The organism is Catellatospora chokoriensis (assembly GCF_011297315.1).
Taxonomy (GTDB): domain Bacteria; phylum Actinomycetota; class Actinomycetes; order Mycobacteriales; family Micromonosporaceae; genus Catellatospora; species Catellatospora citrea.
Genome location: NZ_JAAOTI010000026.1, coordinates 33463 through 45158, shown reverse-complemented (window position 1 = coordinate 45158; position 11696 = coordinate 33463). Strand labels below are relative to the sequence as shown.

12 protein-coding genes are annotated in these 11696 nt (G+C 71.3%); 8 read left to right on the top strand and 4 right to left on the bottom strand.

Annotation, left to right across the window (positions count from 1 at the left end; genetic code table 11):
• The first annotated feature begins 37 nt into the window (after positions 1-37).
• From HAV39_RS31565 to HAV39_RS31555, 3 genes are all read left to right on the top strand, one after another.
• Positions 38-625 carry a rhodanese-like domain-containing protein gene (locus HAV39_RS31565; protein WP_191842832.1) on the top strand — a complete coding sequence of 196 codons (588 nt, stop codon included), beginning with the start codon at positions 38-40 and terminating at the stop codon, positions 623-625.
• Complete coding sequence (locus HAV39_RS31560) at positions 622-1386, top strand: sulfite exporter TauE/SafE family protein (RefSeq protein ID WP_191842831.1); 765 nt, start codon at positions 622-624, stop codon at positions 1384-1386. Before HAV39_RS31565 ends, HAV39_RS31560 begins: the two co-directional genes overlap by 4 nt.
• Positions 1387-1521: 135 nt before the next feature.
• Positions 1522-1728: a hypothetical protein gene (locus tag HAV39_RS31555; protein WP_191842830.1), complete on the top strand. Its 207-nt coding sequence runs from the start codon at positions 1522-1524 to the stop codon at positions 1726-1728.
• Between the two features lie 243 nt (positions 1729-1971).
• Here HAV39_RS31555 and HAV39_RS31550 read toward each other — a convergent pair whose 3' ends face one another.
• The 3 genes from HAV39_RS31550 to HAV39_RS31540 all read right to left on the bottom strand — a co-directional run bounded on the left by HAV39_RS31550 (position 1972) and on the right by HAV39_RS31540 (position 6401).
• On the bottom strand, positions 1972-4485 hold the full coding sequence (locus tag HAV39_RS31550; RefSeq protein WP_191842829.1) for a heavy metal translocating P-type ATPase: 2514 nt from the start codon (positions 4483-4485) through the stop codon (positions 1972-1974).
• A gap of 170 nt (positions 4486-4655) precedes the next feature.
• Positions 4656-6110, bottom strand: coding sequence for an MFS transporter (locus HAV39_RS31545; protein WP_191842828.1), 1455 nt, complete (start codon positions 6108-6110; stop codon positions 4656-4658).
• 45 nt (positions 6111-6155) lie between these two features.
• The gene (locus HAV39_RS31540) at positions 6156-6401 is read right to left on the bottom strand and encodes a cation transporter (protein ID WP_191842827.1); all 246 of its coding nucleotides are present in this window, start codon (positions 6399-6401) and stop codon (positions 6156-6158) included.
• A 92-nt stretch (positions 6402-6493) separates the two neighbouring features.
• On the opposite strand from HAV39_RS31540, the gene HAV39_RS31535 reads away from it, so the two are divergent.
• On the top strand, positions 6494-6820 hold the full coding sequence (locus HAV39_RS31535) for a metal-sensitive transcriptional regulator (RefSeq protein ID WP_191842826.1): 327 nt from the start codon (positions 6494-6496) through the stop codon (positions 6818-6820).
• Positions 6821-7044: 224 nt separating this feature from the next.
• Here the strand turns inward: HAV39_RS31535 and HAV39_RS31530 are convergent, their stop codons facing one another.
• On the bottom strand, positions 7045-7443 hold the full coding sequence (locus HAV39_RS31530; RefSeq protein ID WP_191842825.1) for a DUF6153 family protein: 399 nt from the start codon (positions 7441-7443) through the stop codon (positions 7045-7047).
• Positions 7444-7746: 303 nt separating this feature from the next.
• On the opposite strand from HAV39_RS31530, the gene HAV39_RS31525 reads away from it, so the two are divergent.
• From HAV39_RS31525 to HAV39_RS31510, 4 genes are all read left to right on the top strand, one after another.
• Positions 7747-7959, top strand: coding sequence for a heavy-metal-associated domain-containing protein (locus HAV39_RS31525; RefSeq protein ID WP_191842824.1), 213 nt, complete (start codon positions 7747-7749; stop codon positions 7957-7959).
• Positions 7956-8924: a hypothetical protein gene (locus HAV39_RS31520; RefSeq protein ID WP_191842823.1), complete on the top strand. Its 969-nt coding sequence runs from the start codon at positions 7956-7958 to the stop codon at positions 8922-8924. Before HAV39_RS31525 ends, HAV39_RS31520 begins: the two co-directional genes overlap by 4 nt.
• Positions 8924-11185 (top strand): heavy metal translocating P-type ATPase, encoded by a 2262-nt coding sequence (locus tag HAV39_RS31515; RefSeq protein ID WP_191842822.1) that lies wholly within the window; start codon positions 8924-8926, stop codon positions 11183-11185. The genes HAV39_RS31520 and HAV39_RS31515 overlap by 1 nt, the downstream gene beginning before the upstream one ends.
• Positions 11186-11259: 74 nt before the next feature.
• On the top strand, positions 11260-11652 hold the full coding sequence (locus HAV39_RS31510; protein WP_191842821.1) for a (2Fe-2S) ferredoxin domain-containing protein: 393 nt from the start codon (positions 11260-11262) through the stop codon (positions 11650-11652).
• The last annotated feature ends 44 nt before the right edge of the window (positions 11653-11696 follow it).

The window sequence follows — 11696 nt, the reverse complement described above, 5'->3', positions numbered from 1 at the left end:
ACCGCCATTACAACGATCCTTCAAAGGGAGCCTTCACATGACCCAGACCGCATCGGCCATCGACGTTTCCGCCGTCCGTGCCCTGCTCGCCGGCGAGTCCGAGGTGCTGCTGGTCGACGTGCGCACACCAGGTGAGTACCAGACCGCGCACATCGCCGGCTCCGTCAACCTGCCCCTGGACCAGGTCGAGGCGCACCTGGACGACTTCGTGGCCGCCGCCGGCCCGACGATGGTCATGGTCTGCCAGTCCGGCAACCGCGCCGGCCGATGTCAGGCCAGGCTCGCAGCCGCCGGAGCCAGCGGCGCCCGTGTCCTTTCCGGTGGGCTCAACGCCTGGCTGCAAGCCGGTGCGCCGCTCGTGCGCGGCCGTCAGCGTTGGGCTCTCGAGCGTCAGGTACGCCTGGTCGCCGGCGGCATCGTTCTGGCTTCGATCATTGCCAGTGTGTGGGTGCCCGGCGCGCGCTTCGTCGCCGGCCTCATCGGCGCTGGGCTGACCTTCGCGGCGCTGAGTGACACCTGCGCCATGGGCCTGATGCTGTCGAAACTGCCCTACAACCAGCCGCGCAACGCAGCGGCGACGACGGCCGCCGTCGCTCGGCTGCGTGAGCACGGGACGGGCCGGTGACCGCGTCGATCGGCCTGGTCGCGGCTGCGTCGGTGGTCATCGGTCTGACGCTGGGGATGCTCGGCGGCGGCGGCTCCATCCTCACCGTCCCGGTGTTGGTCTATCTCGCCGGCGCGCAGCCGAAGCCGGCGATCGCGATGTCGCTGGTCGTCGTCGGCGTGACCAGCGCCGTCGCGCTCATCTCCCATGCGCGCGCCGGGCGTGTGCGGTGGCGCACGGGAGTGCTGTTCGGGGCGGCCGGCATGGTCGGCGCCTACGCCGGCGGCCGGGTCGCGCAATACATCCCGGGCAGCGTCCTTCTCATCGCGTTCGCCGCGATGATGCTGGTCACCGCGGTCGCGATGATCCGTGCCCGGCAGGACCGAAGCGTCAACGCCGCCCAGGCCCAGATGCGGCTTCCGGTGCGGAAGATCCTCGTCGAGGGGGTCGGTGTCGGATTTGCCACCGGCCTGGTCGGCGCAGGTGGCGGCTTCCTGGTGGTGCCGGCCCTGGTGCTGCTCGGCGGGCTCGCCATGCCCGCTGCCGTCGGCACGTCCTTGTTGATCATCGCCATGAAATCAGCGGCCGGCCTCGCCGGCTACCTGCACAGTGTCAGCGTCGACTGGCGTTTGACGGCCATGGTCACCGCCGGTGCCGTCGTCGGCAGTCTCGTCGGCAGCCGTCTGGCCGGGCGTGTCAGGCCGGAGATGCTGCGTCAGGCGTTCGGCTGGTTCGTGATCGTCATTGGTGCCGGGCTGCTCGCCAGCCAGCTCGCAGGATGAGAACGGGCCGTCGGCGAGGACCAACATCTGCAGGACCCGGCCAGCCCAAGTGCACCTACGTCGACGGCGGGCTGGGACGCTGTTCACGTTGGTCTTGGTGCGCGGCGGCGCTCGAGCTCGTCGGCGTCGACGAAGGTGACCATAGGTGCACCCGGCACACTCAGCATCACCGCCAAAAGCGGCTTGACGAATCTTCCGCTGACGCTGGATGGCTTCGTGAAGTACGCCGCGGGCGCCTACATGGCGATCGTGCAGTGGTGGCTGCACAGTGCAGAGACGATGCAACCGGCGGCCTTGGACCAGAAGGCCCGCGCGTTGATTCTCGCAGCTGCGTATCACTAGCCCATCGACGTCGCCTTCCGCCGCCTGGAGCGGTGGCATGAGGCCCTTGTGCAGCCCTGGCGCCCACTCGATGCCCTTCGGCCAGCTCGCCGCCGAGGGGCAGGGAACGGCCTCTGCGACAGCTCGGCGCATGGCGAGGTGCCCATACGCGGGCTGCGGCACAAGGCGGGCCGGCAGCGGCGTCCGCTGCCGGCCCGCCTCAGGACAGCCGGACTCGCCATGCGCGCGGCCTGCTGGCCCGATTCAGCTGGCGGCCTCCGCGGTGGCAGGCGTGCGGGGCGGCTGCGGCGCGGGCGGGGTGTGCCGGCGCAGCAGCAGGGCGTTGAAAGTGACGATGATGGTCGAGGCGCTCATCAGCAGCGCCGCCCACTGCGGTTGCAGCAGGATGCCCAGGCTCGTGTAGAACACGCCGGCGGCGACCGGAATGGCCAGCACGTTGTAGATCGCGGCCCAGAACAGATTCTGTTTGATCTTGGTCCGGACCGCGCGGGCGATCCGCAGTGCGAACGCGACGTCGGCAGGGTTGTCGCGGATCAGCACCAGGTCAGCGGTCTCCACCGCGACGTCGGTGCCGGCGCCGATCGCGACGCCGATGTCGGCCTGGGCCAGCGCAGGTGCGTCGTTGACGCCGTCGCCGACCATCGCGACCTTCGACCCAGCCTGCTGCAGCTTGGCGATGTTGCCGGCCTTGTCGGCGGGCAGGACCTCGGCGATGACGGTGTCGATGCCCAACTGCCGGGCGACCGCCTCGGCGGTGGAGCGCTGGTCTCCGGTCAGCATCACGGTGCGCACGCCTGCGCCGTGCAGCGCGCTGATCGCGGCCTTGGCGGAGTCGCGGATCGGGTCGGCTACCGCGAGGACACCCAGCGGCCGTCCGTCGACGGCAACGTACATGGCCGTCTTACCGTCGACGGCAAGCGCCCCGGCTTTGCCGGCCAGCGCGGCGATGTCGATGTTGTCGCGCCGCATGAGCCGGGCGTTGCCGATGAGCACCGTCCGGTCGCCGACGGTGGCCTGGACCCCGTGGCCGGGGATCGAGTCGAAGGCCTCAGGAGGGTTGACGGTGATGCCGCGCTGGCGGGCGGCGTCGACGATCGCCGTGGCGAGAGGGTGCTGCGAGGGCTGGTCGGCGCCTGCGGCCAGTCGCAGCAGTTCCTCCTCGGTCACGCCATCGACGGAGATCAGGTCGGTGACGGTGGGTTTGCCGGCGGTCAGGGTGCCGGTCTTGTCGAACACGACGGTGTCGATGCCCGCGGTCGTCTCCAGGGCGGTCGCGTTCTTGAACAGCACACCGCCGCGGGCACCCTGCCCGACACCGACGGTGATGGCGGTCGGTGTGGCCAGGGCCAGGGCGTCGGGACAGGCGATGACAATCGCCGACACCGCCGCGGTCAGCGCGAACCCGACTCCGTGCCCGCCCCACAGCATCCATGCCGCGAACGTCAGGGCACCTGCGGCCAGCGCGACGTAGACGAGGTACTTGCCTGCGGTATCGGCCAGGCGTTGCGCGGGGGCTTTGGACGCCTGGGCGTTGCGAACCATCTGCACGATACGTGCCAGAGCGGTGTCGGCGCCGACGGCGGTGGCGGTGAACGTGAACGCGCCGGTGGTGTTGATGGTGCCGCCGACCACCGTGTCGCCGGGCCGTTTGACGACCGGCACCGGCTCACCGGTGATCATCGATTCGTCGACGTAGGACTGCCCGTCGGCGACGGTGCCGTCGACGGGGACCTTCGCGCCTGGCTTGACGACGATCACGTCGCCGGTGACGACCTGGTCGAGGGGAAGCTCGGTGTCCTGGCCGTCGCGGCGCACGATCGCCGTCGGCGGCGCCAGCGACAGCAGCGCTTCGACGGCGCGTCCGGTGGCGAACCGTGAGCGCATCTCCAGCCAGTGGCCGAGCAGGCTCAGCGTGGTCAGCATCGCGGCGGCTTCGAAGAACACCTCGTGTCCGCCGAGCAGGGTCGAGGCGACCGAGTACAGATAGGCCACGAGGATGCCGACGGCGATCAGCGTCATCATGGTGACCTCGCCGTGGCGCAGCGACCGGGCGGCCGAGGAGATGAACGGCCAGCCGCCCCACCACACGACCGGGGTGGCCAGGATCAGTCCGAACCAGCCCATGGACAGGCCGAACGGTGGCTGCGACGGGAACCCGAACACCTCCCCGATCGGGGAGAACAACACGATCGGGATGGTGAGGATCGCGCTGAGGACGAAACGGCGCAGCATCGAGGCGACCATGTCGGCGCCGTGGCCGGCGTGCTCGTCGTGGCCGCCGTGTTCGGTGTGCTCGGCCGGGTGGGCGGGCTCGGCGGCATGCGGGTGGTCCATCGTCGCTGTGCCCGAGTGTTGGTGGTGATCGGCGTGGGCGGTACCCGGGTCGTCGGCGGGTGCGCCGGCGGCGGTGTGGCTGGGGTGGTGGGCGTGGGCGTCGGACTCGTCGGTGTGGCCGGCGGCCGGGTGCCCTGGCTGGCAGCACGAGGCGGGGCAGTCGGCGCAGTCGCAGCCGTAGCCGTGCCCGCGTAGCAGTGCCTGGATGCTGGCGGTGTCGGTGCGGGCCGGGTCGTAGGCGATGTGCAGGACGGAGCGGGTCCGGTCGGCGACTGCGGAAGTGATGGCCGGCTGCGCAGTCAGGAATCGTTCAAGTGCGGCCAGTTCGGTGGCGCAGAAGCAGAAGTCCAATGCGACCTCGGCGACGTGGCTGCGGCGCCCCCTGTCGTGCCGGTGGTCGTGGCCGGTGTGTTGCTGTTTCATCGCGGTTCCCCAGTCCCGTCTTTTCTAGATCCACTTCCGACCATACCCCGTGGGGGTAAGTCAGGCGCGGAATTTGATCATTATTCGGGAGCGCTGCTGATGGCGCCGGTGACGATCTGGTGGGTGGCGGCGGGCAGCTGCCGTGTCGGCGGCTGCCCGCCCTCGGTTGGTCAGGCTCGGACGTGGAGGTCGCCGCTAGGCTGCTCGGCGGTCGCCTGCCAGGTCGGCGTCTGTGTTGAGGGGGACGGTGGTGTGCGCAGTGTCAGTGCGGCCAGGACCGCAGCTGCGGCTGCGATGACCGCGGCGCCGGTGAACGCGGCCGAGAATCCGCTTGTCAGCGCCAGGGGGTCGCCGAGCGCCGTGGCGCCGCGGGAGGCGGCCAGGGCGGTCATCGCCGCCAGGCCGAGTGCCGAGCCGACCTGGTAGCTGGTGTTGACCAGACCAGAGGCCAGGCCTCCGTCGGCGGGCGGCGCGGCGGAGATCGCGGTGCCCAGCGACGGGATGAACGCCAGCGCCATACCCACTGCGGCCAGCAGTGACGCGGCGAGCACGTCAGCGGTGAAGCTACCGTCAGGGCGTACCAGCGCCAGCCAGCCGATGCCTGCGGCCAGGATCGCCAGGCCGGTGACCGTGGTCGTCTTTGACCCGAACCGGGCGATGACCCGGGGCGCGACGGTGATCATCGCGGCCATGATGAGCACCGTCATCGGCAGCAGCGCTGCGCCTGCGGGCAGTGAGCTGTAGCCGAGGACCTGCTGCAGGTAGAGGTTGAGGAAGAACCACATCGGGATCCACGCCGCGCCCAGCAGCGCCTGGGCGAGGTTGGCCGCGGCGAGGTTGGGTGAGCGCAGCAGCGACAGCCGCAGCAGCGGCGCCCGCCGCACGCCCTGGATGATCACGAAGGTGGCCAGCAGCGCGGTCGCGGCGCCGAGCACGGCCCAGGTGTAGGGCGAGGTCCAGCCGCGTTCGGGGGCGGCGATGATGCCGTACACGAGTGCGGCCAGGCCGGCGGTCACGGTGAGTGCGCCGGCCCAGTCGATGCTGCCGCGGGCGCGTGTTCCTGCGGGCATCAGTGCCGGTGCGGCGATGACGGCGACTATGGCGACGGGGATGTTGAGGTAGAAGATCCACGGCCAGGACAGGTACTGGGTGATCAGGCCGCCGAGGAACACTCCGGCGGTTCCGCCTGCCGGTGCGGCCGCGCCGTACAGGGCCAGGGCCCGGGTCAGTTCGCGGGGGTTGGCGCCGAACAGCATCATCAGCAGGGTCAGCGACGATGGGGCGATCAGGGCGGCGCCTGCGCCCTGCACGGCGCGGGCGCTCAGTTCGGTGGCGACGTTGCCTGCGGCTCCGGCCAGAGCGGATCCGGCCAGCAGGATGATCCAGCCGGTGATGAACATGCGCCGGGCGCCGAACAGGTCGGACAGGCGTCCGCCGAGAAGCAACAGGCCACCGAAGGCGATGACGTAGGCGTTGAACACCCAGGACAGGTTCTGCTGGGTGAAGCCGAGCTGGGACTGGATGTGGGGTAGGGCGACGCCGATGATCGACGTGTCCATGATGACCATGAACTGTGCGGCGGCGATGAGCGCCAGGGCCCACCAGCGCCGCGGTTGCGTTGACATGACTTCGAGGTCCCTTCAGGGTTCCGGCCGGGTGGGCCGGCTGGTCTAGGGGTGAGCGGTGTATCCGGCGGCGGCGAGGGCCGCGACGATGTCGGCCTGGGTCGCGGTGCCGGCGACGGTGAGGGTGGCGGTGGCAAGGTCGACCGAGGCGTCGGTGACGCCCGGCACGGCCCGCGCTGCGGCGGTGACGCGAGTGGCGCACGAGCCGCAGGTCATCCCGGACACGGCGTAGGCGCGGCCGATGGTCGGGACGGTGGTGGTCGAACAGGTGCCGTTGTCGCAGCAGCCCATGACAGAACCCCTCTCAGATACCCATACCCGGTGGGGGTATGGCGTCTTCGGCAACCTAGCATACCCCCCGGGGGTTTCGCTATAGTGGTGTCATGACGACGCACGCCCACGCCCCGACCACGCCCGCCACCGGCGCCCCGACCCGCGGCTACACCGCGACCAAGGACCAGTTGCTCACCCGCATCCGCCGCATCGAGGGCCAGGTGCGCGGCATCGAGAAGATGGTCGAGGACGACCGCTACTGCATCGACGTGCTCACCCAGATCTCGGCGATCCAGGCCGCGCTGGACAAGGTCGGCCTCGGCCTGCTGGACGGCCACGCCCGCCACTGCATGCAGGCCGGCGCCGAGCAGGGCCGCTCCGACGAGATGGCCACCGAGATGATGGCCGCGGTCGGGCGGTTGATGAAGCGCGGCTGAACGGGTCACCGCGTCGTGGACGGCGGGTGCAGGGCTGGTCCACGCACCCGCCGCGTGCCGCTACTTCAGCCGGTCGAGAATCTGCTGCCACGAACAGAGCAGCGGCGAGTGAGCCGGTCAGCAGCAGCCGCCGGACGGTGTGCTTCGCGTTCACGGGTATGCCTTCCATCGGTCTGCCTGACGTGAGGTGTTCCGTGCGGCCGCGGGTGGGCCGCCGGGTCGTCTCACGTCCGAGACACCGACAGTCGGGCAAGGCGTATGCGCAGCGGTTCCACCGCAGGCGGCCCACGCGAGCAGGCGAACGCCGCCGCGGCCGGCCGTGGCGGATGGACGCGGCCGGCCGCTCGGCGCAGCCAGAACCAGGCGATCGCGAGCAGCGCCAGGGCTGACAGCACGGCCATGCAGACGCTGAATGCCTGCCATGGCTGGTGGTCGCCGCATCCGTGGCAGTCGTCCTGCTGGAATGCGGGGGCTGCGGCCGGCACGGCTTGGGTGTTGGCGCTCGCCGATTCGGGGTGGTGGGGGCCTGCGTGTGCTGCGTGGCCGAAGGTGTGCATGAGGGTGAGGCCGAACAGGACTGCCAGCAGCAGCGCTCGCAGCGTCACCCGGTGCACGTCGGTCACTTTCCACGGTAGCCATGCTCTCGCCCGCGCAGCGGGTGATCGCATCTGCGGCCAGGGTGCCACGCGCCGCGGTCCGGATACGGGCGGGGGGTATCTTCGGCGGCGAGCAGGCGATACACGCATCGGCCAGTGGTCGGGCGGTGAGCCCGGTGCCAGTGCGGTCAGCCGGTGAGGGCGTGGCCTGCGGGGAGGAAGTGTCTGTTGTGACGAGGGCCATCGCCTCCCGCTGGCCACACCCCCGGGGGGTATGCTACGGTCCGAGGAAGAGATACCCCATGGGGGTATCGCGTGGAGGGAGTTGTGATGGAGACCGTCTACACCGTCAAGGGCATGACCTGCGGGCACTGCGTCAACTCGGTCAGCGCCGAAGTCGGCAGGATCGACGGCGTGACCGGTGTGCAGGTCGACCTGGCGTCCGGTGCGGTCACCGTGACGAGCACCGCGCCGCTGCAGCAGGCCGCGGTCGCCGCCGCGGTCGACGAGGCAGGCTACGAACTGATCGGAGCACGGTCATGAACACCCCGCTCAAGCTGAGCCTCTACGGGCTCGGCCTGGCCGCGGTCTTCGCAGCGTCGCTCGGGGCCGGCCACCTGGCCGGCCCCGGCTCTGCCGCTGACAACCCCCCACCGGCAAGCCCGGCGCACGGCGGCCACACCGCCACACCTGCCGCCCCGCAGGCGGCAGAGGTTCCCGGCGGACTGCAGATCGCCCAGGACGGCTACCGGCTGCAGCCGCTGACCGCCGCGCTGTCCGCCCAGTCCCCCGCCACGCTGCGGTTTTCGGTCCTGGGCCCGGACGGCAAAGCGGTCACCGGCTACACGCCCACCCACGACAAGGACCTGCATTTGATCGTCGTGCGCCGGGACCTCACCGGTTTCCAGCACGTGCACCCCACGCTGGGTCCCGACGGCGTGTGGCAGATCGACGTGAAGGCGCCGGCGGCCGGGCAGTACCGGCTGTTCGCCGACTTCCAGCCCGCCGGCCGCAACGGGCCGCTGACCCTCGGCGTGGACCTGCCCGCCGCAGGTGACTACCAGCCGCAGCCGCTGCCCGCGGCCGCACGAACGGCCACCATCGACGGCTACACCGTCACCCTCGACGGCGACCTGGTTCCCGGCACCTCGTCGAAGCTGACGCTGACCGTCGCCAAGGACGGCGTACCGGCCACCGACCTGCAGCCGTACCTGGCCGCCTACGGGCACCTGGTCGCGCTACGTGACGGAGACCTGGCCTACCTGCACGTGCACCCCGACGGAACACCCGGCGACGGCCGCACCGCACCCGGGCCGCACATCGTCTTCCACGCCGAGGTCCCGTCAGCCGGGGCGTACCGGCTGTTCCTGGACTTCCAGCACGCCGGGGTCGTACGCACCGCGGCGTTCACCGCGCTGGCCGGGCAGCCCGCCGCATCTGATTCACCGGCACCGGTGCCGAGCGCACCGGCGCCCCGCCCGTCGCACGGACACGAAGGAGGGCACTGATGAGCACCGACAGCAAGCCGCTCACCTACGCCGCCCAGCAGATCGAGCTCGCCATCGGCGGCATGACCTGCGCCTCCTGCGCCGCGCGGATCGAGAAGAAGCTCAACCGCATGGACGGCGTGACCGCCACGGTCAACTACGCCACCGAGAAGGCATGGGTGACGTTCCCCGACACGGTGAGCGCCGATGACCTGATCGCCACGGTTCAGGCCACCGGCTACACCGCCGCCGTGCCCGCACCCCCGCAGACCGACACCGACCAGCAGCCCGAACCGGCCGACGAACTCGCCGGGCTGCGCCGACGGCTGTGGACCTCGCTGGTCCTGGCGGTGCCGGTCGTGGTCCTCGCCATGGTCCCGGCGTGGCAGTTCACGAACTGGCAGTGGCTGTCGCTGACCCTGGCGGCACCGGTCGTGGTCTACGGCGGCGCGCCGTTCCACCGCGCCGCGTGGGTCAACCTGCGCCACGGCGCGGCGACCATGGACACCCTGATCTCGGTCGGCACCCTGGCGGCGTTCGGGTGGTCGGTATGGGCGCTGTTCTTCGGCAGCGCGGGCACCCCCGGCATGACGCACCCGTTCAGCCTGTCGATCTCCCGCAGCGACGGCTCCGGCAACGTCTACCTCGAGGTGGCCGCCGCGGTCACCGTGTTCATCCTCGCGGGCCGGTTCTTTGAGGCCCGGTCCAAGCGACGCGCCGGCGCGGCCTTGCGGGCGCTGCTCGAACTCGGCGCCAAGGACGTCAACGTTCTGCGTGACGGCCGCGAGCAGCGCATCCCGGTGGCACAGCTAGCGGTCGGGGACAGTTTCGTGGTCCGGCCCGGGGAGAAGATCGCCACCGACGGCGTCGTCGCCGACGGCAGTTCGGCGGTGGACGCCTCGATGCTGACGGGCGAGTCGGTGCCGGTCGAGGTCGGTCCCGGTGACGCGGTGGTCGGTGCGACCGTCAACGTCGGCGGGCGGCTGGTCGTGCAGGCCGGCCGGGTCGGTGCTGACACGCAGCTGGCGCAGATGGCACGTCTGGTCGAGCAGGCACAGACCGGCAAGGCGGCCGTGCAGCGGCTGGCTGACCGGATCTCGGCGGTGTTCGTCCCGATCGTCATCGCGCTGGCGGTCGCGACGCTCGGGTACTGGCTGGGCACCGGCAACGGGGTCGCGGCGGCGTTCACCGCCGCGGTCGCGGTACTGATCATCGCGTGCCCGTGCGCGCTCGGCCTGGCGACACCGACGGCGCTGCTGGTCGGCACCGGCCGAGGCGCACAGCTGGGCATCCTCATCAAGGGTCCCGAGGTTCTCGAATCCACGCGCCGGGTGGACACCGTCGTGCTGGACAAGACCGGCACCGTGACGACCGGCCAGATGACGCTGGTCGAGGCCGTCACCGCCGACGGCACCGACCGGGCCACGGTGCTGCGGCTGGCCGGCGCGGCCGAGGCAGCCTCCGAACACCCGATCGCCCAGGCCATTGCCGCCGCGGCGGCCGAAGCCGGGGACCTGCCGCCGGTGTCCGAGTTCGCCAACACCCAAGGCCTGGGTGTCACTGGCACGGTCGAGGGCACGGCGGTGGTCGTGGGCCGGGCGGCGCTGCTGGCCGAGCACGGAATGACCGTGCCGGCCGAGCTGGACGGCGCGCGGCAGGCCGCCGAACGCGTCGGACGCACCGCGGTCCTCGCTGGCTGGGACGGTGCCGCGCGGGCGGTGTTCGCCGTCGCCGACGTCGTCAAGCCGACCAGCGCCGCCGCGGTCGCCGGGCTGCGGGCGCTGGGTTTGACGCCGGTGCTGCTGACCGGTGACAACACCACCGTCGCCAAAGCCATCGCGGCCGAAGTCGGCATCGAGCAGGTCATCGCCGAGGTCCTGCCCGCCGACAAGGTCGAGGTCGTCAAGCGGCTGCAGGCCCAGGGCAAGGTCGTGGCGATGGTCGGCGACGGCGTCAACGACGCCGCCGCCCTCGCCCGGGCCGACCTCGGCCTGGCGATGGGCACCGGCACCGACGCCGCGATCGAGGCAGCCGACCTCACCTTGGTCCGCGGTGACCTCATGGCGGCGGTCGACGCGATCCGGCTGTCGCGCCGGACCCTGGCGACGATCAGGACGAACCTGTTCTGGGCGTTCGCCTACAACGTCGCTGCCCTGCCGCTGGCGGCGCTGGGGCTGCTCAACCCGATGATCGCCGGGGCTGCGATGGCCCTGTCGTCGGTGTTCGTCGTTACCAACAGCCTGCGGCTGCGCGGCTTCAAAACCGTCACCGCACGCTCCTGACCGAACAGCGCCGGTGGCACCGCCCAGGCTCGGACGGTGCCACCGGCGCACCTTCGCCCGGAAGGCCACCCCACATGCCCTCCTCCACCCCCGCGGCAAGCACCTGCCGGGTCGTGCTGTGCCGCGGCTGCTGCTGCGGCACCCTCGACAAACACCCCGACACCGACCACCACCTGCAGACCGACCAGCTGCGCGCCGCCGCGGGCAGCAACCTGACGGTCACCGGCTGCCTGGGCAACTGCGAGCGCAGCAACACGATCGTGGTGCTGCCCAGCGCTGCCGGCCGTGCCGCGGGCGGCCGGGGCACCTGGCTCGGGCGCATCCTCGACCCGGCGCTGACCCAGGCCGTCGCCGACTGGATCGCCGCAGGCGGACCGGGGCTTGCCGACCCGCCGCAGCGGCTGGCCCCGCACGTTCAACCACCTGGTCGTCGCATCGCCGCGGCCGCCCCAGCCGATGCGCGCTGACCCCACCGCGGCGCAGCGGCAGACCGCAGCCGGACGCGCCCCGT

Excerpts from the sequence above, each read along its gene's own strand:
- HAV39_RS31565 (WP_191842832.1), top strand. The coding sequence starts at position 38 with ATGACCCAGACCGCATCGGCCATCGACGTTTCCGCCGTCCGTGCCCTG.
- HAV39_RS31550 (WP_191842829.1), bottom strand. The coding sequence starts at position 4,485 with ATGAAACAGCAACACACCGGCCACGACCACCGGCACGACAGGGGGCGC.
- HAV39_RS31545 (WP_191842828.1), bottom strand. The coding sequence starts at position 6,110 with ATGTCAACGCAACCGCGGCGCTGGTGGGCCCTGGCGCTCATCGCCGCC.
- HAV39_RS31540 (WP_191842827.1), bottom strand. The coding sequence starts at position 6,401 with ATGGGCTGCTGCGACAACGGCACCTGTTCGACCACCACCGTCCCGACC.
- HAV39_RS31535 (WP_191842826.1), top strand. The coding sequence starts at position 6,494 with ATGACGACGCACGCCCACGCCCCGACCACGCCCGCCACCGGCGCCCCG.
- HAV39_RS31525 (WP_191842824.1), top strand. The coding sequence starts at position 7,747 with ATGGAGACCGTCTACACCGTCAAGGGCATGACCTGCGGGCACTGCGTC.
- HAV39_RS31520 (WP_191842823.1), top strand. The coding sequence starts at position 7,956 with ATGAACACCCCGCTCAAGCTGAGCCTCTACGGGCTCGGCCTGGCCGCG.
- HAV39_RS31515 (WP_191842822.1), top strand. The coding sequence starts at position 8,924 with ATGAGCACCGACAGCAAGCCGCTCACCTACGCCGCCCAGCAGATCGAG.
- HAV39_RS31510 (WP_191842821.1), top strand. The coding sequence starts at position 11,260 with ATGCCCTCCTCCACCCCCGCGGCAAGCACCTGCCGGGTCGTGCTGTGC.